General features: G+C 37.0%; 21 protein-coding genes and 1 riboswitch. Of the genes, 12 read left to right on the plus strand and 9 right to left on the minus strand.

The features are described 5' to 3' along the window. Positions 1–362: 362 nt before the first annotated feature. Complete coding sequence (locus ACWNMZ_RS22990; RefSeq protein WP_251628993.1) at positions 363–1,313, minus strand: L-lactate dehydrogenase; 951 nt, start codon at positions 1,311–1,313, stop codon at positions 363–365. 376 nt (positions 1,314–1,689) lie between these two features. Continuing rightward, positions 1,690–1,789: riboswitch (TPP riboswitch) on the plus strand. A gap of 141 nt (positions 1,790–1,930) precedes the next feature. On the opposite strand from ACWNMZ_RS22990, the gene tenA reads away from it, so the two are divergent. From tenA to pgmB, 11 genes are all read left to right on the plus strand, one after another. After that, entirely contained in the window at positions 1,931–2,617 is a 687-nt protein-coding gene (gene tenA / locus ACWNMZ_RS22995; RefSeq protein ID WP_031540179.1) for a thiaminase II, read from the plus strand. After that, positions 2,614–3,210 carry an ECF transporter S component gene (locus ACWNMZ_RS23000; RefSeq protein ID WP_031540180.1) on the plus strand — a complete coding sequence of 199 codons (597 nt, stop codon included), beginning with the start codon at positions 2,614–2,616 and terminating at the stop codon, positions 3,208–3,210. Before tenA ends, ACWNMZ_RS23000 begins: the two co-directional genes overlap by 4 nt. Next, the gene (locus ACWNMZ_RS23005) at positions 3,188–4,804 is read left to right on the plus strand and encodes an ABC transporter ATP-binding protein (protein WP_035416772.1); all 1,617 of its coding nucleotides are present in this window, start codon (positions 3,188–3,190) and stop codon (positions 4,802–4,804) included. Before ACWNMZ_RS23000 ends, ACWNMZ_RS23005 begins: the two co-directional genes overlap by 23 nt. After that, complete coding sequence (locus ACWNMZ_RS23010) at positions 4,770–5,504, plus strand: energy-coupling factor transporter transmembrane component T family protein (RefSeq protein WP_031540182.1); 735 nt, start codon at positions 4,770–4,772, stop codon at positions 5,502–5,504. Before ACWNMZ_RS23005 ends, ACWNMZ_RS23010 begins: the two co-directional genes overlap by 35 nt. Before the next feature lie 274 nt (positions 5,505–5,778). Beyond that, positions 5,779–7,212, plus strand: a complete 1,434-nt coding sequence (treP, locus tag ACWNMZ_RS23015; protein ID WP_031540183.1) for a PTS system trehalose-specific EIIBC component — start codon at positions 5,779–5,781, stop codon at positions 7,210–7,212. Positions 7,213–7,861: 649 nt separating this feature from the next. Next, positions 7,862–9,121 (plus strand): extracellular solute-binding protein, encoded by a 1,260-nt coding sequence (locus tag ACWNMZ_RS23020; RefSeq protein WP_449598909.1) that lies wholly within the window; start codon positions 7,862–7,864, stop codon positions 9,119–9,121. A 227-nt stretch (positions 9,122–9,348) separates the two neighbouring features. Further along, positions 9,349–10,650, plus strand: coding sequence for a sugar ABC transporter permease (locus ACWNMZ_RS23025; RefSeq protein ID WP_349205191.1), 1,302 nt, complete (start codon positions 9,349–9,351; stop codon positions 10,648–10,650). 1 nt (position 10,651) lies between these two features. Beyond that, a complete protein-coding gene (locus ACWNMZ_RS23030; protein ID WP_449598910.1) occupies positions 10,652–11,488 on the plus strand; it encodes a sugar ABC transporter permease in 837 nt (278 codons plus the stop codon). Between the two features lie 111 nt (positions 11,489–11,599). Continuing rightward, entirely contained in the window at positions 11,600–12,472 is an 873-nt protein-coding gene (locus tag ACWNMZ_RS23035; protein ID WP_449598911.1) for a DUF1189 family protein, read from the plus strand. 12 nt (positions 12,473–12,484) lie between these two features. Continuing rightward, on the plus strand, positions 12,485–14,761 hold the full coding sequence (locus ACWNMZ_RS23040; protein ID WP_449598912.1) for a glycoside hydrolase family 65 protein: 2,277 nt from the start codon (positions 12,485–12,487) through the stop codon (positions 14,759–14,761). 108 nt (positions 14,762–14,869) lie between these two features. Beyond that, positions 14,870–15,529, plus strand: coding sequence for a beta-phosphoglucomutase (gene pgmB / locus ACWNMZ_RS23045; RefSeq protein ID WP_449598913.1), 660 nt, complete (start codon positions 14,870–14,872; stop codon positions 15,527–15,529). A gap of 470 nt (positions 15,530–15,999) precedes the next feature. On the opposite strand, the gene ACWNMZ_RS23050 is transcribed toward pgmB, so the two are convergent. Then, entirely contained in the window at positions 16,000–17,769 is a 1,770-nt protein-coding gene (locus ACWNMZ_RS23050; RefSeq protein WP_449598914.1) for a glycoside hydrolase family 13 protein, read from the minus strand. A gap of 413 nt (positions 17,770–18,182) precedes the next feature. On the opposite strand from ACWNMZ_RS23050, the gene ACWNMZ_RS23055 reads away from it, so the two are divergent. Then, the gene (locus ACWNMZ_RS23055; protein WP_031537663.1) at positions 18,183–19,139 is read left to right on the plus strand and encodes a LacI family DNA-binding transcriptional regulator; all 957 of its coding nucleotides are present in this window, start codon (positions 18,183–18,185) and stop codon (positions 19,137–19,139) included. A 60-nt stretch (positions 19,140–19,199) separates the two neighbouring features. Here ACWNMZ_RS23055 and hxlB read toward each other — a convergent pair whose 3' ends face one another. From hxlB to ACWNMZ_RS23090, 7 genes are all read right to left on the minus strand, one after another. Beyond that, complete coding sequence (gene hxlB, locus ACWNMZ_RS23060; protein ID WP_031537664.1) at positions 19,200–19,748, minus strand: 6-phospho-3-hexuloisomerase; 549 nt, start codon at positions 19,746–19,748, stop codon at positions 19,200–19,202. Next, a complete protein-coding gene (hxlA, locus tag ACWNMZ_RS23065; RefSeq protein WP_031537665.1) occupies positions 19,741–20,388 on the minus strand; it encodes a 3-hexulose-6-phosphate synthase in 648 nt (215 codons plus the stop codon). Before hxlA ends, hxlB begins: the two co-directional genes overlap by 8 nt. A 143-nt stretch (positions 20,389–20,531) precedes the next feature. Further along, positions 20,532–21,536 carry a LacI family DNA-binding transcriptional regulator gene (locus tag ACWNMZ_RS23070; RefSeq protein WP_031537667.1) on the minus strand — a complete coding sequence of 335 codons (1,005 nt, stop codon included), beginning with the start codon at positions 21,534–21,536 and terminating at the stop codon, positions 20,532–20,534. A 93-nt stretch (positions 21,537–21,629) separates the two neighbouring features. Further along, positions 21,630–22,919 carry an MFS transporter gene (locus tag ACWNMZ_RS23075; RefSeq protein WP_031537668.1) on the minus strand — a complete coding sequence of 430 codons (1,290 nt, stop codon included), beginning with the start codon at positions 22,917–22,919 and terminating at the stop codon, positions 21,630–21,632. Continuing rightward, positions 22,916–23,881 (minus strand): sugar kinase, encoded by a 966-nt coding sequence (locus ACWNMZ_RS23080; protein WP_031537670.1) that lies wholly within the window; start codon positions 23,879–23,881, stop codon positions 22,916–22,918. The genes ACWNMZ_RS23075 and ACWNMZ_RS23080 overlap by 4 nt, the downstream gene beginning before the upstream one ends. Further along, entirely contained in the window at positions 23,868–24,653 is a 786-nt protein-coding gene (locus ACWNMZ_RS23085) for a hypothetical protein (protein WP_449598915.1), read from the minus strand. The genes ACWNMZ_RS23080 and ACWNMZ_RS23085 overlap by 14 nt, the downstream gene beginning before the upstream one ends. Positions 24,654–24,861: 208 nt before the next feature. Further along, positions 24,862–26,226, minus strand: a complete 1,365-nt coding sequence (locus ACWNMZ_RS23090; protein ID WP_031537672.1) for an MATE family efflux transporter — start codon at positions 26,224–26,226, stop codon at positions 24,862–24,864. Between the last annotated feature and the right edge of the window lie 192 nt (positions 26,227–26,418).

Genomic DNA, 26,418 nt, shown 5'->3' on the forward strand with positions numbered 1-26,418 from the left:
GAGGCTGGGACAAATCTAAATAACTAATCTTTAAAGACGAACAATCTCTAATTTAGCTCTTAAATAAAGCTACTTTTTCATATTAGTTATTTATGGTTTCAAATATATTCAAGTGTAAAAACTAAGTAGTTCCATTGCGCTACAGACTGTCGCTTTCCGCGGGGAGGAAGCTGAGCCTCCTCGCTGCGCTGCGGGGTCTCAGCCTTTCCTCTATTTCCCGCAGGAGTCGATCGTCCTCCGCTCCATTTCACTTCATTTTTAAACCTTTTTCTAAAATATAAATACGAACGTTCATGTAAACTTGCCGCATAATCGTTCGTATTTATTGTTAGCTGAAATGTTTATGTCCCAGCCTCTCTAACTTAATTTAAAGCAGAGTTCATTGTTTGTTTAAGTACTTCCACAGAGTGGTTAAATTGTTCTGCTTCTTTTTCATTTAGTTTTAGTTCAAGAACCTCACGGATTCCTTGACGATTAATAATAGCAGGAACACCAATATAGATATCTTTATGGCCATACTCACCATCTAGGTATGCAGATACTGGTAAAATAGAATTTTCATTTCCAAGAATCGCTTTGGTAATACGGACAAGGGACATTCCGATTCCATAATAAGTTGCACCTTTACGCTCAATAATATGATAAGCAGCATCTCGAACATTTATGAAAAGTTCATCTAGATCTTTTTGAGAGTATTTATCATTTTTAGCTAGTTTTGTTTCAATGCTTTCTAATCCAATAGTTGTACTGCTCCATACTGGCAACTCCGTATCTCCGTGCTCACCGATAATAGCAGCATGAATGTTGCGTGTATCTACATCGAAATACTCCCCTAGCATATAACGGAAACGGGCAGAATCTAATGTAGTCCCAGAACCGATTACTCGCTCTTTAGGAAGACCAGACTCTTTCCAAACGACATAAGTAAGAATATCAACTGGGTTTGTGGCAATTAAATAAATGCCATCAAATCCGCTAGCAGTAATTTCTTTCACAATGCTTTTGAAGATGCTTGTGTTTTTGGCAACTAAATCTAAACGAGTTTCTCCTGGCTTTTGAGGTAGACCTGCAGTGATAACAATTAAATCAGCATCTCCACAGTCAGAATAGTCGCCTGCCCATACTTTCGTTGGAGCTGGAGCAAATGGGATCCCATGATTTAAATCCATTGCTTCCCCTTCAGCTCTTTTTTTATTTACATCAATTAAAACAAGTTCTTCTGTGACACCTTGGTTAATTAATGAATAAGCATAGCTACATCCTACAGCACCTGTACCAATTAAAACGACACGATTTATATTTTGTTGTTTCATCTTTTGCAACTCCCTTTTTCAAATTTAATAGATTAATAGTATTTAAAGCTATTTCATTACAAATGGAGAACAAGATTCGTTAAACAATTACTTTGTAGCTACTTTTCTCCATAGTATCTTATAAATCTTTCTTTTGTAAAATGTTATTACTGTTTATATAGTGATTATATACTTAAATTATGTGAAAAACATCACATGAATATGTCTATTTTGTGAAAGTTCTTCAATAATAGGAAATCCCAGCCACATATTAGAAGTTACTTTAAAAATATACCCTTTTAACAAATGAGGTAAGCAGAATAATTAAAAAAGAATGAAGGGAAAATGATTGACAAAAATTAGAGGTTTTAGGTAATGTATTAAGTAATTGAATAGGAAAATCCACTGGGGGAGCCTTTTTGGCTGAGACAAGAATACTTGGACCCTTTGAACCTGATCTAGTTCATACTAGCGTAGGAAAGTGGAGTCGGCAAAAGAATAGTACGGTTATTTTATTCATGATAAAGCCACTCCATTTTTTGGAGTGGCTTTTTTGCATTGCAAAGTTGCTCCATGTTTTCCTTTTCATTAAAAATCTTAATGTAGGTCTTCTAGGACCAAAAGAAGGAGGAAATCAAGTGAGTTTTTCACAAGAATTACGCAAGCAAGCTGAACCAATCTTTCAGGCAATTTTTGAACATCCATTTGTTCAAGGGATTGGCAAGGGGGATTTAAAGAAAGAACAGCTCATTCATTATGTGAAACAAGACTTTGAATATTTAAATGCCTTTATGAAGATTTACGGATTGGCGATTTCAAAAAGCACGAACAGAAAGGATATAGAGCTATTTAATAACCAAATTTCCTTTGTGCTACATAGTGAAACACATCCGCATAATAATTTTTGTGAAGTAGCAGGTGTTAAATACGAGGACCTACAAGGGTTTCCGGTAGCTCCTTCTGCTCACCATTATATCCGACATATGCTAACGGTTGCCCATCAAGGCGGCATAGCGGATATTATAGCAGCTCTTTTGCCTTGTCCATGGACTTATGTAGAAATCGGGAAAAGGCTTTTAGAAAAGGTAAATCCAGATAGTACCCATCCTTTTTATGACTGGATCCATTTCTATGGTGATGGTCCTATGACTGTCACAACACCTCTTTGTCAGCGATTAGATGAACTTGCTGAAACGCTTAATGAAGAACAGAAAGGCAAGCTAATGGAGTATTTTCTATTAAGCTGTCAACTAGAATATAAGTTTTGGGATATGGCTTATCATCTAGAAGAGTGGCCAGTGAAAACCTTTGAGGTGATTGTATGAACTGGAAAATTAAAGAGGTAGTCTTATTAGTTGTAATTGCCGTAGCATGTGGGGTTCTTTATATGGGATGGTCCACTTTATGGCTCCCAATTTCCGCACTTGTCGGGCCAGTTGGAGCTAACTTTATGTTCGGAATATGGGTTATTGCGAGTCCAATCGTTGCCTATATTATACAGAAACCAGGTGCGGCCTTAATAGCAGAAGTAGTTGCAGCATCAGTAGAGCTTTTAATTGGCAGCCATTTTGGTTTATCCGCATTATTAATAGGCGTATTTCAAGGAATTGGAGCGGAAATAGCTTTTGCAGTCTTCCGCTATAAAAAATACCATGTTTCAGTCTTAATGCTGTCAGGGGCACTCGCAGCTTGTGGAAGCATGTTATATAGCATTATTGCGAATGGTTTTTCCTATTATACGACGACGACACTCATTCTAACCTTTATTATACAGGTAATTAGTGGTCTTCTTTTAGGAGGATTATTAGCCAAAGCAATTGTGGAGGGGCTTGGTAAAACAGGTGTCCTGAATGGATATGCTATTTGTAGATCGAATCGGAAGAAGGAGAATAATGATGAGTTCATTGTTAGGATGTAATCATCTATCTGTGCGCTTTTTTGAGGACAAGGAGCCTGTCCTCAAAAAAGTTACACTGCATATTAATCAAGGAGAAAAGGTATTAATTCTCGGTCCGAGTGGCAGTGGGAAATCTACTATTATATCTGTTTTAGCTGGCATTATTCCGGAACATATAGAAGCATATGTGTCAGGAGAAGTAATTAGAAGGAAAAGGGCAGGTGTCCTTTTCCAAAATCCTGATACACAGTTTTGTATGCAGCATGTAGATGAAGAAATTGCCTTTAGTTTGGAAAATAGAAAAGTGCCTAGGGAACAAATGGATGGGATAATCTTTGAGGTGCTTGAAACAGTAGGATTAATGATAGAGCCACATACCCCTATTGCAAACCTTTCAGGAGGAATGAAGCAACGGTTAGCGCTAGCTTGTCTATTAGCATTAGAGCCAGAAGTACTCTTTTTGGATGAACCCACTGCGCAGCTTGATCCTTCTGGCAGAAAAGAAGTTTTTGAAGTGATAAAAAATACAGCAGCTAGAACTGGTCAAACGATGGTGATGGTCGAACATGTTTTAGATGGATGTATAGAATGGATGGATCGTGTTATTCTCTTGAATAAAAATGGGCAGATAATTGCTGATGGGAAACCTGAAATGGTCCTTAGACAGTACAAAGAGGAGATGCGAGAAGCTGGAATTTGGATTCCCCAAGTCTACCCTTGTAAGTGGGAGGAATTCATTCAAAATGAAAGTCATCCAAGGAGATTAGAACTAATCAATAAGTATGAAAGCCAAAATGGCATAGAAAAGTCTGGAGGGCTTGACGATCCGCTTCTTGAAGTGAAGCATTTAGAAGCTGCTTATAATAAAGAAACCATTCTAGAAAACATAGATTTAACCGTGAATAAAGGAGAATGGATTGCGGTAATTGGGAACAATGGGGCAGGTAAAAGTACTTTCTTAAAGATCCTTGCTCATTTGAAAAAGAGCAAAAAGGGAGATATTCACTTTCATGGAAAGGCCTTGAAAAAGTGGAGAGAAAGAGACTTATATCAGCACTTAGGCTTTGTATTCCAAAATCCGGAGCTTCAATTTATTAATCAAACGGTCTTTGATGAAATTTCGTTTTCTGGTATGCAGTATCAATGGAAGGAAGCGGATATTAATCAGCGAACTATAGAGCTTTTGAAGGAATTTGGTTTAGAGCCATTTCAAAATCAGCATCCTTTTAGCCTTAGCTTTGGACAGAAAAGAAGATTGAGTGTAGCGACCATGCTGTTATTAGATCAAGATATTCTTTTATTAGATGAACCTACCTTTGGGCAAGATGCGAAATCTTCTCATGATTTATTACAGGTTCTTGAAAAAAGAAAGAAGGAAGGAACTTCTATTATAATGGTTACACATGATATGGATATTGTCGATCAATATGCAGATAAGGTTGTAGTCCTACATCAGAAGAATATTGCTTTTTCTGACCATCCATATCTTCTTTTTTCCAATCAAGAGCTTTGTAAAGAGCTAGCTGTTGTACCTCCTCTTCATTATCAATTAATCGCAGATTTAAAGGAGGCTGGAGACAATCAAAAGCAACGAGTCTTACCTATCACATCTTAATCCAGCGATAAAATTAATGACACATATTTTGTTAATGGTTATCTTAATGACGATTCAAAGCGCATTTTCTACATTAGCAATCTGGATATATGTGATGTTACTTGGTTTAATGCTAGGAGGATGGAAGGGGAAATTTCTTGTTAAAGTGCTTCTTCCTTATTCCGTCTTTTTTGTACTTACATTTTGGATGTTGGCAGCATTTGGAAAAGGAGAAACAGTTGTTTGGAAGTGGGCATGGTTTCAAGTAACAGAAGAAAGTATAAGAAGTGGCTTCCTTATTTCTATGCGCATGCTTGCCTTCGTTACAATTGGCCTGCTTTTTACTACAACGACTAATTTATATGAATTAATGATGAGTCTTATCCATCAATGGAAATTGTCTCCGAAATGGGCATATGGAATGCTGGCAGGATTTCGCTGTATTCCCATGTTTCAATCTGATTTAGCACAATTGAAAGAAGCACATCGGGTTCGAGGGTATAAACATAGCGGAACATGGAAAGCCTTCTTCCGTTATGCGGTTCCTTTGTTGACACAAGCTATACGTCGTTCAGAGCAAATGGCAATGGCGATGGAGGTAAGAGGATTTACAGGGGAAAGGGATCGAACGTATTTTCAAAAAACGTTTATCACTTTATATGATTATCTTTATATTAGTGTGATGTTAATTGTGGGAATTTCTCTGGCACTATTACTGTGAGTTATAAATAAGCAGATCTATACATTTATTTATTACAATAGCATTTTATCTTTTTGTAGGGAATAAATTGTAGAGGTCTGTTTTTTTTTGCGCACTAGTTTCCTATCTTTTTCTGTTTCAAAATATTTATTTTTTATTATATTGACACCTCCTGTATATACAACTATAATGAAAACGTAATCAAAAACTTGTATATACAGGTTTTAGGTATGCAATAGGAATTATAAATGATTGATAAATACATGGGAGAAAAGGAAAAAAGGAGGAAAGAATGATGGGGAAATACACAGAACAGGCAAAAGAACTTCTTGAACACGTTGGTGGAAGCGAAAACATTTCTGTTGTGACACATTGTGCAACAAGAATGCGCTTTGTTTTAAACGATTCATCTAAGGCTGATATAGACAGCATTGAAAAAATAAAGCTTGTAAAGGGAACATTTACGCAAGCAGGGCAGTTTCAGGTCATTATCGGAAATGAAGTCTCATCTTTTTACAATGAATTTATTGCTATTGCAGGAGTGAGTGATACATCAAAGGATGAGGCAAAAGTAGCGGCAAAACAAAACATGAACTTTCTGCAAAGAATGATAGCCCATTTAGCGGATATTTTTACCCCTCTAATCCCAGCTATCGTAGTTGGGGGATTAATTCTTGGTTTCCGAAACGTAATTGGAGAAATCAAATTAGTAGAAGACGGAACAAAAACTTTAGTAGAGGTTTCACAATTTTGGGCGGGAACAAATAGTTTCTTATGGTTAATAGGGGAAGCAATATTTCACTTCCTGCCTGTAGGGATTACGTGGGCAGTGGCAAGAAAAATGGGAGCTACTCCAATTCTTGGGATTGTATTAGGGATTACATTAGTATCCCCGCAATTATTAAATGCTTATTCGGTAGCTTCTGCAGAAGAAATTCCATTTTGGGATTTTGGTTTTGCTCAAGTTGACATGATTGGTTATCAAGCGCAAGTGATTCCAGCTATTTTAGCGGGTTTATTACTTTCCTTCCTAGAGTTACGTTTGCGTAAAATAGTGCCAAATGCCATTTCGATGATTGTTGTACCATTCTTTGCATTAGTGCCTACTGTTTTAATTGCCCATACCGTACTAGGTCCAATCGGATGGAAGATAGGTTCAGTCATTTCAGATGTTGTATACTCTGGATTAACCTCTACTTTAGGCTGGTTATTTGCAGCAGTATTTGGTTTTGCTTATGCACCACTTGTCATTACAGGATTACATCATATGACGAATGCAATTGATTTACAATTAATGAGTGAATTTGGTGGAACAAATCTATGGCCAATGATTGCATTATCCAATATTGCACAAGGATCAGCGGTACTTGCGATGATTTATTTAAATAGAAAAGACGAAGAAGAAAAACAAGTATCCATTCCAGCAACAATCTCTTGTTACTTAGGAGTAACAGAGCCTGCCATGTTTGGTATTAATTTAAAATATGGATTCCCATTCCTTGCCGCTATGATCGGCTCCCTATTTGCTGCAATTATTTCTGTTGGATCAGGAGTAATGGCAAACTCAATAGGTGTAGGTGGAATACCAGGAATTCTGTCCATTCAACCAAAATATATGGTTACCTTCGCAATCGCGATGGTTGTTGCAATTGTAATACCAATTATTCTAACAATCATTTTCTCTAAACTTAATATGGGGAAAGTTTCGTTAAAAAGAGTAAAAGGATAAACCTTTGTTAATAAGAGCCAAAATTATTCGCTTAAAGAGGAATAGTTTTGGTTTTTTGTTTTCAAGTGAAAGTGGATGCTCTCTGCGCCTGTTAGTAGGAAAAGAAAGATGGAAAGGTAACAGAGAGCCCGTCTCTGAGCCCGAAAACAGGAAAAGAAAGGCGGAAAGGTAACAGAGAGCCCGTCTCTGAGCCCGAAAACAGGAAAAGAAAGGCGGAAAGGTAACAGAGAGCCCGTCTCTGAGCCCGAAAACAGGAAAAGAAAGGCGAAAAGGTAACAGAGAGCCCGTCTCTGAGCCCGAAAACAGGAAAAGAAAGGCGGAAAGGTAACAGAGAGCCCGTCTCTGAGCCCGAAAACAGGAAAAGAAAGGCGAAAAGGTAACAGAGATCCCCCCTCTGAGCCCGAAAGCAAAAAAACAAAGTCAAAGAAGTAACTGAGGAAGGAACCCCATCCATTCACCACTAATCCCAAATTACGGTTAAACTATAGAAAACACGCAAATTAACGTATATTTACCCAACATTAGGTAATCTATGCATTGATGTGTGTGGATGTTACATTCTGTTATCGGTAACACAGAGAAAGCGATTGCATTAAAACGGTTTCAAATTTACAATGAGAATGTGAGATAAACAAGGAGGGAAAATTTCATGAAAAGCTATAAAAAACTATTAATGTCAGGAGTAGCATTACTTACTGCATTCTCTTTAACCGCTTGCGGCGGCAATGATACGAAAGAAAGTTCAAAAGGCGGATCTACTGACGGGAAACAAACATTAACCGTGTCAGTTGATGGCGATGGGTATAAAAAATATATTGAAAGCATTAAAGGCGATTTTGAGTCTGAAAATAATGCAGAAGTAAAAGTAGTAGTAATGGCAATGACAGACCAAGCAGATGCTTTAGCATTAGATGGTCCTGCTGGAACTGGTCCAGATGTATTTATCGTTCCTTATGACCGCGTTGGTTCAATGGGTAGCCAAGGTCATTTAGCGGAAGTAACAACACAGCCAGAAGGAATTACAGATACAGAATCAAAGTTAGTAACGTTTGAAGGAAAACAATATGGTACACCATTTGTTATCGAAACGTTAGTAGGTTTTTATAACAAAGATTTAATTAGTGAAATGCCAAAAGATTTCTCAGAGGTAGAAGCATTAACAAAAGACAGCAAATATGCATTCACATCTGAATCAGGCAAGAACACTGCATTCTTAGCAAAATGGACAGACTTCTACTTTAGCTATGGATTAGTTGCAGGATATGGTGGATATGCATTCGGAAGCGAAGGAACAGATCCAACTGATATTGGTTTAAACAACGAAGGTACAATCGATGCAATTAAATATGCGAAAACTTGGTATGATCAATGGCCAAAAGGTATGCAAGACGTAACTGGTTCTGGTGACTTTATCACGGAAATGTTTACAACTGGCAAAACTGCTGTAATTATTGATGGTCCTTGGATGGCAGCTACTTTTAAAGATGCTGGCGTTAACTATGGTGTTGGTGCAATTCCTACATTACCAAACGGTGAAAAATTCGCTGCATTTGGTGGAGGAAAAGCTTGGGTAGCTTCTTCTTATGCTCAAAACCCAGAATTAGCTGCTAAATGGTTAGAGTATGTTGGTAATGCTGATAATTCAACAAAATTCTTTGAAGCAACAAACGAAATTCCTGCAAACACTATCGCACGTGAAGCAGTTCCTGCTGATAATGAATTAGCACAAGCTGTTATTGCAAACTTTGAAAACGCTTCTCCAATGCCTAATATTCAACAAATGGCTGAAGTATGGGATGGCGGACAATATCTAATGTTTGATGCTGTTTCTGGTGCAAAAACACCTGAACAATCCGCAGAAGATACAGTGAAGAATATTAAAGAATCAATTGAACAAAAGTATAAATAAGTAATAAAAAGGAAGGGAGTATTTAACTCCCTTCAGTCGAAATTTCTAATTATCAGCAGTGATAATTAGAAATTTCTTCTTTCATTACGCAATCGTTTGCATTGAAAATGCTTTCGAAACGAATTGGTTTATCAAAAAAAGTTGGTTGAGTGATGATTTCTTTTGGTAAATCAATAAATTACCATTTATGCAACAATATGCAATTTATAGAAAGGGGATAGCCCATAATGAGTCAAAATGAAACATACCATAAGCAGAAAGCATCCCTGTTATCCATTATTCCTGGATTAGGACAGTTTTATAATAAACAAGCATTTAAAGGAATAATCTTCTTTGCTCTCTTTTTAGTTTTTGTAATAGAGATGGCACTTACTGGATTTCAGGCTTTAGAGGGTTTAATAACATTAGGAAGTGTACCTCGTGATGATCACTCGTTATTCCTAATGATTAAAGGAACACTGCAATTAATCTTATCTGTTATCTTTTTATTCTTCTATATCTTGAATATCATTGATGCTCGCAAAATTGGAGCTTTAAGAGATAGAGGAGAAAAAATTAATACAAAAACAATGGATATTTTGAAAAACCTTTGGGAGCAAGGATTCCCATATATCTTTACATTCCCATCTTATATATTAATGGCTTTCATCATTATTTTTCCGGTATTAGTAACATTATTCATTGCTTTTACAAACTATGATTTTCAGCACATTCCACCATTTAAGCTAATTGATTGGATTGGATTTGAGAACTTTACAAATATTTTCTTCTTAAGTTCTTATCGTGCAACATTTATGAAAATTCTTGTATGGACATTGATTTGGACTTTTGGTGCAACCACTTTACAAATTGTTCTTGGAGTCGTTGCAGCGGTTGTATTACATCAGAAGCATGTAAAAGGAAAATCATTTTTCCGAATTCTATTCTTATTACCATGGGCAGTACCAGCATTTATTTCTATCATGGGATTCTCTAATATGTTCAATGACAGTATTGGTGCCATCAACGCCCAAGTAATTCCGTTGATTAATCACCTTCCGCTCATTGATATACCGGCAATCTCTTGGAAGACAGATGCGACTTGGACAAAAACCGCGCTAATTATGATTCAAGGATGGCTTGGCTTCCCGTATATTTTTGTCATGGTAACTGGAGTACTGCAATCTATCTCAGATGATCTATATGAAGCGGCAAACCTTGACGGAGCAACTGCTTTGCAGCAATTCCGCAACATTACATTACCGATGATTTTATTCGCTACAGCGCCAGTTATGATTACGCAATATACATTTAACTTTAACAACTTCTCTATCATCTATTTATTCAATGAAGGTGGGCCGGGAAGCATCGGCTGGAATGCAGGATCAACAGATATTCTCATTTCATGGATTTATAAATTAACAACAGGTCAAGCACCACAATATGCAGTTGCAGCAGCGGTAACACTGATCATTTCTGCAATCGTAATTGCGGTATCACTCATAACGTTTAAGAAAACAAATGCTTTTGGCAATGAGGAGATGATGTAGGATGAGCATGAGAGCATCGCGACTAATAAATAGAATATTGACGTATGGTTTTCTCGGAATCCTATCAATAGTAATCATTTACCCATTATTGGTAACAGCATCAAGTGCATTTCAAGCAACCAATATGGCGGCGTTTACGTTGAAATTGGACGCAAACTGGGGACTAGATAATTTCCAAAGACTTTTCAGCGAAACAAACTATTTAAGCTGGTATAAAAATACAATTATTATCGCTATCGCAGTAATGATTGTGCAAGTAACATTGGTAACTCTTTCTGGATATGTATTCAGTCGTTATCGCTTTGTCGGAAGAAAATATAGCTTAATTTTCTTCCTAGTTATTCAAATGGTTCCAACAATGGCAGCATTAACTGCTTATTACGTACTAGCAACAGTACTTGGAGCAATCGATTCCTATTGGCTACTATCATTAATCTATATCGGCGGTGGAATACCGATGAACGTATGGCTAATGAAAGGCTACTTTGATACAATTCCGCGTGAATTCGATGAAAGTGCACGTATTGATGGAGCAGGGCATTTAAGAATCTTTGTACAAATTAATTTACCATTAGTAAGACCAATGCTTGCAGTTCAAGCTTTATGGGCATTTATGACACCATTTAATGATTTCTTATTATCTAAGTTCTTATTACGCTCAAACGAATTATTAACATTAGCAGTTGGGCTACAAACATTAATCTCTAACCCACGTGAACAAAAGGTAGCATTATTCGCAGCGGGGGCAGTACTAGCAGCATTACCAATTGTTGTCTTGTTCTTCTTCCTGCAAAAGAACTTCGTATCTGGTTTAACTAGCGGCGGTTCAAAAGGATAAAAATAAGAAAATATTAGTTTAGAGGGGTGTCCGTTAAAACGGAGTGTGTGGTGCGGATGCCTCTAAAATAAGAAATACCGCAGAATTTTAAAGTAAGAGAGTGGGAGTACAATGAAGAAATCGGAACCATTTTTGATGCAATATTTTAAGTCTATTATTACACCGACAAATGTATTTAAGGGTAAGAATCTATTAACATGGCCAAAAATGATCTTCCTTTTTATTTTCTTAATTGCATGCATGATGATGCCAACCTCTATTCAAATGGCTAAATTAACTACCTTCCCATTTGAGTTTTTATTTCCTCGGACAGCTGAACTAATAACAGACGATTTTGTAGAAGCGTTGTCCTCTAAGCAAGTGAAAGACGGGAAATTAATGGGAGTAGAGAATCAATATGCAGAAGAAACAGATGGAAATGTTATTGCAATTGACAAAGATAATAAATATGAGATGACTGGGGAAGATCAGACATTTGGTATAAAAGGATATGCCAATGCCGTTGTTTTTAAAGAAGACTATGCAGTAATTGCAGAAGATAATGGATTCGGATTTCAATTGTATTATCCAACAAATGAGGAAAAATATCCTTTTAAAATAGAAAGCAAGGAAGATGTCCTGCAATATATCGGAACTTTATGGTATGTGCAGAACAAAGCATTTCTTCTGCCAATCCTGTTACTATTACTAGCTGGGGCATATACAGCAATGAATGTATTGCAATTTCTATTTATGTCACTTGTGTTGTGGCTGACAAAGAAATCTAATATTACCGATATACGAACCTTTAAAGAGGCAGCAACCATTGTCCTTAATGCAGCAGGACTACCAACCATTTTAGCTGTAATCTATGGATTTATTCAATTTGATGTTGCTACATTGATCATGATACAAGGACTCGGAATGGTATTAATGATTGCATTTGCATTCTTTAGAACAGGCTTTAAAGAAAAAGGATTAAAAGTAGATTCAGATAAAGCATAGGGAGAGAAGATTATGTCGAATAAGCGTCTTTTCGAAATAAACAGCTGGAAGCTAATATCAAATAAGTTGGAAAAAAAAGAAAAGCGATTGCAGGAAAGTCTAACCTCCATTGGAAACGGATATATGGGGATGCGCGGAAACTTTGAAGAAGGCTATTCAGGAGATTTCCATCAAGGTACGTACATTGCAGGTGTATGGTTCCCTGATAAAACAAGAGTTGGCTGGTGGAAAAATGGTTATCCTCAATATTTTGGTAAAGTGATTAATGCACTAAATTTCATTGGTGTAGATATTTATGTAGACGGTACCAAAGTAGATTTGTATAAAGAAAATCTGATTGATTTTCACCTAGAGCTAGATATGAAGGAAGGGATTTTAAAACGAAGCTTTATCCTTCAAAAAGGAGAAAATCAAATCCAATTTGAGTTTGAGCGTTTTTTAAGCATCGTTGCAAAAGAGGTTTGTGCAATAGATATAAAGGTAACTGCACTAAAAGGAGCACCTAAGATTGAATTGGTTCCCTATCTAGATGGAGACGTAACAAATGAAGACTCCAACTATGATGAGAAATTTTGGGGAGAAATCGGAAGAAAGGTTGAAGTCAATTCAGGTAACCTAATAATGAGAACGGTTGATAATCCTTTTGGAACGCCAAGATTCACTGTTTCAGCTTCGATGGTTAATACGATTAGTCATCTAGAAGTAACCTCTTATAATGAAAAGACAATGTATGTTGCCAATGCTTATAACAATAAGCTTAAGCAAGGGGATTCCGTCCATCTACAGAAATATGTCGCTATATCCACCTCTCGTGATTGGGAAGAGGAACAATTAGCAACTGTCTCTGACATGTTAGTAAAAAAAGCGAAAGAAAAAGGATATGCTGCTTTAAAAGAAGAACATATTGCCGCATGGGCAGCACGTTGGGAAAAGGCAGATGTTCAAATTGATGGAGACGAAGAAGCACAGCAAGGCATCCGCTTTAATATTTTTCAATTATTCTCTACTTATTATGGAGAAGATGCTCGTCTAAATGTAGGGCCAAAAGGTTTTACAGGAGAGAAATATGGTGGGGCAACCTATTGGGATACAGAAGCATATATTGTACCAATGTATTTAGCTGTTGCAGAGCCTAAAGTAACAGAACAGCTACTACGGTATCGTCACCAACAGCTTCCAGGCGCTGAACATAATGCGAAACAGCAGGGACTTAAAGGTGCATTATATCCAATGGTTACTTTTACTGGGGTTGAATGTCACAATGAATGGGAAATAACCTTTGAAGAAATTCACCGTAATGGTGCCATTGCACATGCAATTTTTAATTATACAACGTATACAGGCAATGAAACATATGCGTTAAATGAAGGGCTGGATGTGTTAGTAGGAATCAGCCGTTTCTGGGCAGACCGAGTACATTATTCGAAAAAAACAGGTCAATATATGATGCATGGTGTAACAGGACCAAATGAATATGAGAATAACGTAAATAACAATTGGTACACAAATAAAATTGCAACTTGGACATTAAGATATACATTAGAATTGCTGACAAAAGCGGCTCCACAAAGAAAGACGGATTTAAACATTGGAAAAAGGGAACTAGCAAAATGGCAGGAGATTATCGATAAGATGTATTTCCCGAAGGATGATGATTTAGGAGTCTTTGTTCAGCATGATACATTCCTAGATAAGGATCTTCGTCCAGTAGATACACTATTAAAAGAAGAAAGACCACTTAATCAGCATTGGTCTTGGGATAAAATTTTGCGTTCTTGCTTCATTAAACAAGCAGATGTATTACAAGGCATGTACTTCTTAAATCATGAATTTAGCTTAGAAGAGAAAAAGCGTAATTTTGATTTTTATGAACCGATGACGGTTCATGAATCAAGTCTATCACCTTGTGTACATTCCATCTTAGCTGCGGAAATTGGCTTAGAGGAAAAGGCATATGAAATGTATCAAAGAACGGCTAGATTAGACCTTGATAATTATAATAATGATACAGAAGATGGCCTGCATATCACAAGTATGTCTGGAAGTTGGTTAGCTATCGTCCACGGATTTGCTGGGATGCGTACAGCTACTGGAACGCTTTCCTTTGCACCATTTGTACCTAAGGGCTGGAATAGTTATACCTTTACAATCAATTATCGTAATCGATTAATTAAAGTAACAACCACTTCTGAGGATGTGAAATTAGAGCTTTTATCTGGTAAAGCATTAGAAATTCAATTATTTGGAAAAAATGTTTTGTTAGAAAAAGAGTATGTTGGGAAGAAATAAATAGTTAGAAGAAAGGGGCACTGATAAATGATTATGCTAATGCTATTTTTAAGATAGGCGTTAGTTCATAATGGATCAGGGCTCCTTTTTAAATAGGGAGGGTTTATTATGTTAAAAGGAATTATTTTTGATTTAGACGGGGTTATTACAGATACGGCAGAATACCACTATTTAGCATGGAAGAAAACAGCTGAGGCAATAGGTGTCCCTTTTGATCGGGAGTTTAATGAAGAGTTAAAGGGCGTTAGTCGAATGGACTCTTTATATAAGATATTGGAGCATGGCGGAATTCGCGGGCGATTTTCAGAAAAGCAAGTGGAAGAGCTAGCGTATGATAAAAATATTTATTATCAAGAGCTAATAAAAGAAATTACACCTAATGATTTGCTCCCAGGGATTGAAGCGTTTTTGGTAGAATGTAAGGATGCGGGTATGAAAATTGGTCTTGCATCGGCAAGCAAAAATGGGCCGGTAATCTTAGATAGATTAGGAGTCACATCCTTCTTTGATACGATAGTAGATCCTGGAAAGTTGAAGAAAGGGAAACCAGATCCTGAAATCTTTGTAAAAGCAGCAGGGCAACTGCAGTTACAAGTGAATGAATGTGTTGGAGTGGAAGATGCAGAAGCTGGTATTCTAGCAATAAAAGGTGCGAATATGTTTGCGATTGGTGTTGGTACCCCTGAACGGATGAAATTAGCAGATTGGCAAGTAGGCAGTACTGCAGAAATTACTCTTGCACGATTAAAGGAAAAGTTAGCTGAATAATAGGGGACAGGAGAATGGAGCGTATGATGCGCTCTGTTCCTTTTTTGTTTTTGGTGTGATAGTGGTTCATAAAGGGGACGGATGAAAGCCAAAAGTGGTGGAGGCATCGGGGAAAAGTGGCGTTCATAAGATGGATGAAAGCCACAGGCGGTGGGGGCATCGGGAAAAGTGGGGTTCATAAAGGGAGTGAAAACCAAAAATAGCGGAAGCAGTAGGAAAAGTGGCGTTCATAAAGGGGATGAAAACCAAAAATAGTGGAATCGGCAGGAAAAATGGTGTTCATAAAGAGGATGAAAACCAACAGCAGAGGGATCGGCAGGAAAAGTGGGGTTCATAAAGGGATTGAAAACCAAAAATAGCAGCCAAAAGCAGAAAAACCGCAATTCCATAGGAGAAAAATAAAAAACGAGACTTCCAATAGTACTCCAAAGTCTCGCTTTACGATATCTGCCTCCTAGTAAACTTATAAATTAATTAGAAGTCTTAAACTGCAAAATGGAAAACTCACCTGGAGAAAGAGTTAGTTCTTTTCCGTAACTCCAGATAATCTCTTTATCATGATAAAGATTGTGAACATTTTTATTATCGATATCTTGTACAGGAATCGTAAAAGTTTGCTCTTGATCTGTATTATTAATAGAGAAAATAATCTGCTCTTCATTATATGTTTTTTGGTACATCACAATCTTATTATTAGCTGATTCCAAAAAGACAAATGACCCTTTGTTACCGAATGCAGGATGGTTTTTACGAAGGCTAATTAATTTTTGTATATGGGCAAACATATCTAGATCCTGCTTCTCTTTTTCCCATACCATACATTTTCTACATCCTGGATCCTGTGTACCATCCATTCCTATTTCATCGCCATAGTAGATACAAGGTGTTCCCGTGAAAGACAATAGGAATAAATAGAGTAACTTTACTCTATCCTTTCGATCATTGGCAAGTGTTAATATACGAGGTGTATCATGACTATCTAATAGATTAAAGGACACTTCGTTTACACTGTTTGGGTACATATGGAGCACATTGGTAATCGTATGTTTAAACGCTGTGGAAGTAATGGAATCCTTCGCAAAGAAATTAACAGCACCTGTTGTAAAAGGATAGTTCATTACAGCATCAAACTGGTCTCCTTGTAGCCAAGGTATAGAGTCGTGCCAAATTTCGCCTAGGATATAAACATCTGGATCCAGTGCTTTTACTTCTGTTCGGAAATCTCTCCAGAATTGATGGTCTACCTCATTTGCCACATCTAGTCTCCATCCATCAATGCCAAATTCTCTTACCCAATAACGGCCAACTTCTAGTAAATATTCCTTTACTTCTGGATGGCTTGTGTTTAGCTTCGGCATAAATGGGGTAAAGGCAAATGTATCATAGTTTGGAATTGGTGCTGTTTGAATTGGAAATTCACGAATATGGAACCAATCCTTATAAGCAGACTCTTCTCCTTTTTCCATGACATCCTGCCACTGAGGGAAGAAATAGCCACTATGATTAAAGACAGCATCTAACATAATCCGAATGCCATTTTCATGCAGAACATCTACCATCTTTTGAAACGTTTGTTTATCTCCAAATTGTGGGTCGATTTCCATATAGTCGATCGTATCATATTTGTGATTGGAATATGCCTTAAAGATTGGTGTAAAATAAACCCCGTTAACTCCTAAATCAACAAGATAATCTACATGATCAATAACACCTTGGAAGTCACCACCAAAGAAATTAGTTGGCGTTGGTTCTGTGCTTCCCCACTCTAACGTATCGGCGGGATTAAGAGCCGGGTCGCCGTTAGCAAAGCGTTCTGGAAAAATTTGATACCAAACTGTATCTTGTACCCAGTCTGGAGCGTTAAAGGAATCTTCTTTATGCACAAAAGGAATACAAAAATAATAGGCAGTATCGTCCGTTGGAACTTCTTCATAAAATCCCTTTTCGGTATAAATCAGTGTTTCCCCATTAGATAAAAGTTCAAATCCGTAACGTAAGCGTCGGTATTCAGGTTTTATTTCAATAAACCAATAATCATAAAGCTCCGTGCTTCCGCTTTTTTTCATTGCTGCCTTTTCATATTGCCATGCTTGATTAACAAAAATGTAAGGGTCTCCAAAAATGAGCTGAACAGAATCTATATCCGCTTTTTTTGTTTGCAAGCGGATGTGTACGGTGTCGTCATTATAAATATAAGAAAAATTATTGCCTGGTCGATGATAAATAGCTTCTTTTAACATAAAATCTCCCTTTCTACGCGAGCGTTTGCATATTTTGAAGTTGAGTATCGAGCAAAAAACAATTATAATATAAATAGATAAAAGGAAAACGTTTGCACTCCTCTATTATCAACCCAATCGCTGTTTTTATCAAGCATATTTGTAGAAAAGTTTAGATATTTACCCAATCGTTATTTCTCCTCACTCAAAGTTAAGTGCAAGCTTTGAAGATTTCGTAGAGGATAGATGATGACTGGCCGTAAAGTGTTCGAATGGTTGAACGAATTTCTGTAGGGATGGAAGAACGAGATACTGATGGAAGTATTACTTTATGGGTAGAATTTTTGTTATAGAATAATTATGATAATAGGCAGAGTGATTAACCGCTTACAATTTGTGTGTGAATAAATTATATAAATACTGGGGGAGTTCCTTTGGCAACACTTTCAGATGTGGCAAAGAAAGCAAATGTCTCGAAAATGACTGTATCAAGAGTATTAAACCATCCAGAGCAAGTGACAGATGAATTAAAGCAGCTAGTATATCAAGCAATGCAGGAGTTAAATTATGTCCCTAATTATGCAGCAAGGGCTTTGGTTAATAATCGAACACAAGTGATAAAATTATTAATTTTAGAGGAAATGGACACGGTTGAACCTTATTATATGAATTTATTAACAGGTATGAGCCGAGAACTGGATAAGAATCATTATTCCTTGCAGCTTGTAACAAGGACGTCACTTAATATAGGAAGATGTGATGGTATTATTGTTACAGGGATGAGGGAGCCCGATTATCCTTTTATCGGAAAATTAGCAATTCCAGTCGTCTTATTTGGCGAGAATTTGCATGGATACGACTTTGTTGATGTGGATAATAAAAAAGGTACCTATGTTACGACAAAACATATTTTAGAATTAGGATATGAACAGCTTGTTTTTATTGGAATTGACGAGGAAGAGCCCTTTGAACAGCTTCGTGAGGCCGGATTTATGGAAGCACTCGCCGAAATACATGCAGAAGGGGTAATTTTAAGAGTGAAAAACAGCTCAAGAGAGGCAGAGGCAAAAGTATCCGATTTCTTAACAAAGAAAAAGGGGCAAGTTGGATTTGTTTGCGCTTCTGATCGTATTGCTACAGGTGTGATTCGTGCAATACAGAAGACTGGAAAAAGTGTGCCAGAAGATTATGTTGTAACCGGATTTGACGGTGTATTTTTAGATAGAATTTCTTCTCCTACAATCACAACAATCAAACAGCCGTTAATGGAAATGGGCGAAGCTTGTGCCCGTATGCTTCTAAAGAAAATAAATGAACGAAATAAAAATCAAGGGAAACATATTTTTGAACCGAAGCTTATTGTTCGAGGATCGACTGTTCTTGATGCCTAGAGAAAAAAAGGAAGACTGCAGAATGGATGTAGTCTTCCTTCTTTCAAAAGAGAAAATTTATTATTCCATATTACTATGGCGCTTAAAGGCTTCCTCAAATCCAATCGCATTTATCTCAGCAAAGTTTAGACAAATAGCATCAAAAACAATATGGGCACATTGATCGAACAAAGAACCAAGAGGCTGTATAGATTTCGCCTCTGTTGCCTTTCGATATTTTGTGCTTGCGGGAATACAGATTGTATCCGTCGCTTCTTCCACAAGTGGGGAGCTAGGATCAGTAGTTAAGACTAAAACGCTACAACCTAGTTTATGGGCTGTTTCAGCCGTCCATATGACCGATTTTGTTTTACCAGAACCAGAGATAGCAATTAACATATCTTCATTGGAGATAGAAGGGGTAATGGTCTCTCCCACTACGTACACAGTTGCACCTAAATGCATTAATCGCATGGCAAAGGATTTGGCCATTAAACCAGATCTACCTTCTCCGACAACAAAAATCCTCTTTTTTCCTCTGATTAAAGCAGCTGCCTCTATTAATAATTTTTCATCAACCTGTGATAGAACGAGTTGGATTTCCTGTTGAATAGCAGTAAGCTTACTCATTAATATAAACGCCTCCTCTTGCTAGTTGTTTAAATTGTCTTGCTGCTTCTGATGGGTTGACCGCTTTTGTAATAGCAGAGCCAATGATAGCTATATCGATACCATCTGCAAGAAGCTGTGGTAAAGAATCTATTGTTATTCCTCCTGCCGCTGCGATTGTGTGTGAAGAAGTTGGATATGCGGCTAGAATCTGGCTATTTTTCCATTCATTTTTCCCACTTAATTCTTGTTCATCCTTACTGATATGTAAGCAAAAAATAGCATCTTCAATCGTGAGAAGTGACTTTAGCTGTTCACTGGACGTGTTTAATAAATCAATCATCACTCTTTTTTGATAAATTTTAGCGATCTCTATGCAGGTTTCAATGGTTACTTTTGGGGCAGTTCCCATAACAGTGATAATATCTGCTCCAGCAGTGAAGCTAATCTCCGCTTCATATTTAGCATTGTCCATTGTTTTCGTGTCAGCAAGAATGGTTTTATGTGGAAATACCTTTTTCATTTCTCGAATACTTTCCATACCAAATTCTTTGATTAGAGAGGTTCCTACTTCGATCCAATCAATATCTGGTTCTACTAAACTGGTTAAGCGAATTGCTTCTGGAATTGTTAAGCGATCTAAAGCCAATTGAATTTTCATTTGAATGAACAGTCCTTTCTTTTGTTACTAAACCGATTTATCAAAAAGAAAAAAATTTTAATGATTTAGATTGTAGGGCGGGGAAGCGTAATATTCAAACAATCATGAGAACTTGAAGGAACGCTCCCCATTCCCCAATACTATTAAATCTTTTTGATCGATGATTGTCTTACAATCAACTCACATGGATAGATAATTTTTTCCTTTTGATAGGATTCCTTATTGATTTCTTTAAGAAGTACCTCGGTTGCTTTTCTTCCCATTTCAAAAGCCGGTTGTGCAATGATGGTCATGGGAGGATTGGAAAGATGGGCAAAAGGAAAATTATCAAATACAATAAGGGAAACATCTTCCGGAATACGGAAGTGATTTTCCTGTAAAAAAGCTAAAGTCTCTAAAAACACTAAATCGTTTCCGGCTAAAATTGCAGTTGGTGGATTTTCCTTCTGAAAAAGCTTAGACAATGCGGTTTTCACATTTTCTATTTCAGAGCTGATGATATAGTCCTCACAAATATCTATCGAGTATGCTTGCAAAGCTTTTTTATACCCATCCATTCTTTCCTTTCTTGTAGAAATAGTTAATGGCTGTGTCAAAATAGCGATATTTGTATGTCCATTTTCCAAAAATAGCTGGATAGCTTGAAAGCTAGAATCAACGTTTGTGGAAAGAATAAAGGGTGCTTCTATTCCCGGTATATCTCTATCCATAAATACGACTGGATAATCTTCTTCAATCATTTTTGCATAAATATCTGTGTTTTGCCCTGTTGGAAAAATAATAAGACCATCTACCTGTTTGGCACGCAATGTTTCTATATACGTTCTTTCCTTTGCAGGATTATTGTCAGCATTACAAATAATCGCCTGATAGTCATGCTCAAAGCAATAATCTTCAATGGAACGGCAGATTTCAGTTGAAAAACGATGTACAATATCCGCTACAATAATCCCGATCATGGAAGTCTTTTTTTGTTTAAGGCTACGTGCGATATAATTAGGGTGATATCCTAGTTCTTCAATTGCAAGCTTAATTTTTTCTCTTGTGTCTTCTCCCATGTACTCATAACGTTTATTGATATATTGGGAAACGGTGCTCTTGGAAACACCAGCATAACTTGCTACATCTGCCATGGTTACTTTCGCCATTTGTTTTCCTCTCTCACTACATTAATAGATTCTTGTTCTAGTATAAAACAATCTGTTCATACATGGAAAGGGAAAGAGGAAAACGCTTAAAAATTAGTCATGTAAGGCTCGCTGTGCTAATTTTGGTTTCTTTTCTAGCACATTCTTTTCCTTTTTTGTCGCAATGATTGTTAAAATAGCAGACAATAATAAGGAGATTGCCATAAAATTATAGGAAGCTCCAAAGCCGCCTGTTACATCATTTAAATAGCCAACAATATATGCTCCAGCAAAAGATCCTAGTGCACCCATACTGTTAATCAAAGCCATGGCTCCTCCAGAGACATTTCTAGGAAGTATTTCTGGAATGATGGCAAAGAACGGACCATAAGGGGCATACATTGCTCCTCCAGCGATGGAAAGGAGAATAAAGGATAGCCAGAAATTGCTTGTGCCAATTAAATAAGAGCCATAAAAGCAGATTGCTCCTATCAAGAGAAATGGATACACAAATAGCTTGCGATTTTGATATTTATCAGAGAAATAGGAAACCGCTAACATAAGAACACATGCTAACACATAAGGAATCGATGCAAGCCAACCAGTTGTTACGATACTTGCATTTGGTGCTGAATTAATAATAGTAGGAAGCCACATAACAAAGCCGTATACGCCGATGCTCCAAAGTGCATATTGAAGACTAAGAAGAATAACAGTCTTTGATTTAAATGCTTCGCGATAGTCTTTTACAGGTTTCAGTTCCTTTTGTTCTTCTGACAAGGCGTGATTAATGGCAGCCTTTTCGTCTTCGTTAAGCCATTTTGCATCTTTTGGATGATCATTTACTAGTTTCCACCATAGAAATGCCCAAATAACAGCAGGTAAGCCTTCTAAAATAAACATCCATCTCCAACCGAGGGATTCAAGAATATAGCCAGATACGATGCTCATCCATAATACAGTTGCTGGATTTCCTAGAATTAAAAAGGTATTTGCTCGAGAACGTTCTGCTTTTGTAAACCAATGACTTAAAAATACTAACATAGCAGGCATAACGGCACTTTCCACTACGCCTAAGCTAAAGCGGATAACGAATAATATTTTGACATTTGAAATAAGACCAGTTGCAGTTGCTAAGAAGCCCCAAAGAATTAGCGCCCAAAATACGAGCTTTTTCGCACTCTTATTCTCTGCGTAATGAGCCCCTGGAATTTGAAAGAAGAAATAGCCTAAAAAGAATAATGCACCAAGGAGGGAAGAGGTAGCTGCTGTAATATTTAGATCCTCAGCCAGGCCACCAGCAGCTCCAAAGCTATAATTCGCTCTGTCCAAATAAGCTAAGCTATAGGTAATAAAAACAATCGGGATAAGGCGAATCCATCTTTTTTTAGAAAGGGTATTCATATTCTTACACTCCTTTGAGATTGATTGTTTATAAAATGCACGAGTTCTTGCTTATCTGGATATCCAGTATTATCACCAAGCGATTGAACGGCTAATGCTCCAATGGCATTTCCTCGTTGAACAGACTCTTCTACAGGAAGGTTTTCTAATATACCGCTTATTACTCCAACAGCAAAACCGTCACCTGCTCCAACGGTATCGACTATTTTTTCTACCGGGTAGCCATTGATTATGGCTTCTTCTTTTGCTGATTTATAGTAGGCACCCTTTTCACCTAGTTTGATAATCACTAATTCCACTCCAGCATCTAAGTAGTAGGAGGCGATATCGCTAGGTTTTTCAAAGCCTGTTAGTTTGATGCCTTCTTCTAATCCTGGTAAAACATAGTTGGCTTGTTTAGCAAAGAAGTTAATGGTATCTACCATTTCCTTTTCGGTCTTCCAGAGCTTTGGTCTTAGGTTTGGATCAAAAGAGACCTTTTTAGCGTTGTTTTTAAAAAAGCTTAACGCATGTTTGGCAAAATTTCTAGTATCAGAAGAAAGTGCTAATGGGATGCCTGTCATATGCAAGTGTTTTGCCTTTTGGAAGTAGCGCTCATTAAAGTCTGAAATAGATAGATGGCTTGCAGCAGAACCTTTTCGAAAGTATTGTACTTCTGGATCCCCTTGTGTCACACGTGATTTTAATTGAAAGCCTGTTGGAAAAAGGGTGTCTGTTAGGATTTGATCTACTTGAACATGATGTTTCTGTAATTTCTCCATTATAAATTTTCCGAAGGCATCTGCACCTACTTTACTTACAAAGCTTGCATGGTAGCCTAATTTAGCTAAGCCTATTGCCACATTTGTTTCCGCTCCTGCAAGTTCCATTGTATAGTGATTTATCTCATGTAATGGGCCACAAGAATCAGCAATAAACATAGCCATTGCCTCACCGAAGGTAATAACATCAATTGATTGCATGTGAATTTTCCCTCCTTTGATTTGTTTGAACAATATCTATATATTTATTCATTTCCTCTAAAGATCTCTCTAAGGAAAACTCTAATGCTCTCGGAATCGAGGCTGGAATCCATTGATCGAACTGTCGCCAATAAGCGTCTTGTTCAATTGGTAAAGACACGGTAAAAAAATGATTATCCTCTTTACATACATGCTTCAAATGAAGATAGAAAATAAAGGGTTGGAAAATTTGAAAAGCTTCATAAGCATCTTCGTTTTGAAACGCCCAATTACCGATATCAAATGTCATGCTCACTGGAATATCTATTTTAGAAGCGTTTTCAAAAAAGGATGCTAGTGGCTGTATTTTTCCTCCTTCCAACGTTTGGTCATTTTCTACTAATAAAGTGCCATTTGGATGGTTCTTTAAAATCTGCCATAATGATTGGAGATCTGACTTATCCTCTATATAATGACCCAAGGGAAGCTTCACCCATTTTGCTGAAATACAGTTACTTTCTTCAAAGATAGTTTGAAGTGCCTGTTCGTTTACTGACCCTGTGCTATTCCAAACGGGAACAGGAGCGGAGTAAACGGTAGCTAAGTTAGCTTTGTGAAGAATGGGTTGTATATTTTTTAAGATAGATAGTAATTCCTTTTCCTTTAATAACTCTCTTCTAATTTCAATTCCAGATGCTTTTGATTTTCCAACAATAGAAATGGCTTGAAGTAAGTCTTTCATTGTTATTTTTTCAGCAAATAAAGAATTTAGAGGAATATATATTTCTGACATTTCCATTCCACCTCGCATAAAACGATTTAGTAAACCGGTTTAGTTGTATTATAATTGGTGTGAAAGCGCTTTTCAATAACTAATTTTAAAAATTTGAAAATTAGGGAAAAAGTCGGGGAGGTTAATTTACGAAAAAACAATTTAGCAGTCAAACAAAAAAAGCCTATGTAAAAGAACTCTTTTACATAGACCGTATGAAAATAATGCTTTATGCATGCTCCTTCATCGCACGATTAACCTTCACTCTTTCCCAAGGCTTAGATTTCCAGCGTCTAAAGGCGAATATGCCTCTGAACCATTCATCCATTCCTTGTGCAAGCCAAACTCCGAGTAACCCTAATCCTAATGTAATTCCTAAGGCATAGCTCAGTGTAACGGCGATTCCCCACATCGAAATAATGCCAATGATGACAGGGAAACGGACGTCTCCAGAAGATTTTAAGGAACTCATTAATACGATATTCATTGCTCTTCCAGGTTCTGTGAATACAACTGCCCATAAAATAGGCAAGCCGATGGCAATAATTTCATAGTTGTTTGTAAATAGCTCTAAAATTGGTTGACCGATAAATGCCATTACCAATGCTGCTACTAATGAAACCATCATTGCAAGTCTAAGGGTTTTGATTCCGCGTTGTAGGGCACGGTCAAATTGCTTTCCGCCAATATAGCGAGCAACAAGAAGCTGAGTACCTTCAGCAATAGCCAAAGTAAATAAGTAGCAGATCATAGAGATATTACTAATATATACTCTTGCCGCTAAAGAAGCATCTCCAAATGATGCAACGATTGCAGTAATCATTAACTGCGAAAATTGATAAGATAAATTTTCACCAGCGGAAGGAATGCCAATATATAGCATATCACGAATGTCTTGTTTATTAACCTTAATAAAATCTTTTATTGAAAAAGTTAAAGCAATTCTTTTATAAACAAGATAAAGCAAGACGAGAACAGCAAATGCTCTAGCAACAACAATCGTCCAGGAAACTCCGATTACACCTGTAATAGGTAAACCAAAAATGCCTAAAATACTGATAGCATAACCTAATACGCTTATCACATTCATTAAAACACTAACAATCATGGATTCTTTTGTAAAACCGTGGCTTCTTAATACAGCACTAAGTGCAAGTGAGAGAGATTCTAAGAAGAGGGACGCACCACATATACGAACAAATATTAATCCGTATTCTAATACTTCACCGCGTATATCAAAAAGTTGTAATAAATGTTCACCGAAGACAACAACGAGGGCTGCGATTATTATTCCAAACCAGAAGTTTAGACCAACTGCAGATCGGGCAAATCTTCTAGCTTTGTTAAGCTCATTAGCTCCTAGTTTTTGTCCAATTAAAATCATAGCGGCGATAGATGTTACGTTGAAGACAAGGATAAAAATTCCAAGAAGTTGATTGGCAACCCCAACCCCTGCTGCTGCGCCATCGGAATAATGGCTTAACATTAAAGTAGCGGTAACTCCCATCCCCATGTGTAAAGCAAGTTCAATAAACAATGGCCAAGATATATTAAAAAGAGACTGATTTTGTATTTTTGTTGTTGAAACGCTCAACAGTTAAGCTCCCCTTTACATTTAATAATTGCAAACATAAGAACCATTTTATGCTTATTTAGAAGAAAGTAAAGAGAAAAACAATAAATTTTTTAGGGAATTTTTCAAAAATCTTGAATAAAATAATAGTTACGCCTTTTTAACCTAAATTTATGGAATTAGCCCATTATTTACCACAAGGAAATAGCCTTC

Source organism: Niallia sp. Marseille-Q9988 (genome assembly GCF_976954375.1).

Bases quoted from the DNA above. Each gene is read 5' to 3' on its own strand.
- ACWNMZ_RS23020 (WP_449598909.1), top strand. From the start codon at position 7,862: ATGAAAAGCTATAAAAAACTATTAATGTCAGGAGTAGCATTACTTACT.
- hxlA (WP_031537665.1), bottom strand. From the start codon at position 20,388: ATGAAAATTCAATTGGCTTTAGATCGCTTAACAATTCCAGAAGCAATT.
- ACWNMZ_RS23040 (WP_449598912.1), top strand. From the start codon at position 12,485: ATGTCGAATAAGCGTCTTTTCGAAATAAACAGCTGGAAGCTAATATCA.
- ACWNMZ_RS23035 (WP_449598911.1), top strand. From the start codon at position 11,600: ATGAAGAAATCGGAACCATTTTTGATGCAATATTTTAAGTCTATTATT.
- ACWNMZ_RS23000 (WP_031540180.1), top strand. From the start codon at position 2,614: ATGAACTGGAAAATTAAAGAGGTAGTCTTATTAGTTGTAATTGCCGTA.
- ACWNMZ_RS23005 (WP_035416772.1), top strand. From the start codon at position 3,188: ATGAGTTCATTGTTAGGATGTAATCATCTATCTGTGCGCTTTTTTGAG.
- ACWNMZ_RS23025 (WP_349205191.1), top strand. From the start codon at position 9,349: ATGAGTCAAAATGAAACATACCATAAGCAGAAAGCATCCCTGTTATCC.
- pgmB (WP_449598913.1), top strand. From the start codon at position 14,870: ATGTTAAAAGGAATTATTTTTGATTTAGACGGGGTTATTACAGATACG.
- ACWNMZ_RS23085 (WP_449598915.1), bottom strand. From the start codon at position 24,653: ATGTCAGAAATATATATTCCTCTAAATTCTTTATTTGCTGAAAAAATA.
- ACWNMZ_RS22990 (WP_251628993.1), bottom strand. From the start codon at position 1,313: ATGAAACAACAAAATATAAATCGTGTCGTTTTAATTGGTACAGGTGCT.
- hxlB (WP_031537664.1), bottom strand. From the start codon at position 19,748: ATGAGTAAGCTTACTGCTATTCAACAGGAAATCCAACTCGTTCTATCA.
- ACWNMZ_RS23050 (WP_449598914.1), bottom strand. From the start codon at position 17,769: ATGTTAAAAGAAGCTATTTATCATCGACCAGGCAATAATTTTTCTTAT.
- ACWNMZ_RS23070 (WP_031537667.1), bottom strand. From the start codon at position 21,536: ATGGCGAAAGTAACCATGGCAGATGTAGCAAGTTATGCTGGTGTTTCC.
- ACWNMZ_RS23080 (WP_031537670.1), bottom strand. From the start codon at position 23,881: ATGCAATCAATTGATGTTATTACCTTCGGTGAGGCAATGGCTATGTTT.
- treP (WP_031540183.1), top strand. From the start codon at position 5,779: ATGGGGAAATACACAGAACAGGCAAAAGAACTTCTTGAACACGTTGGT.
- ACWNMZ_RS23030 (WP_449598910.1), top strand. From the start codon at position 10,652: ATGAGCATGAGAGCATCGCGACTAATAAATAGAATATTGACGTATGGT.
- ACWNMZ_RS23075 (WP_031537668.1), bottom strand. From the start codon at position 22,919: ATGAATACCCTTTCTAAAAAAAGATGGATTCGCCTTATCCCGATTGTT.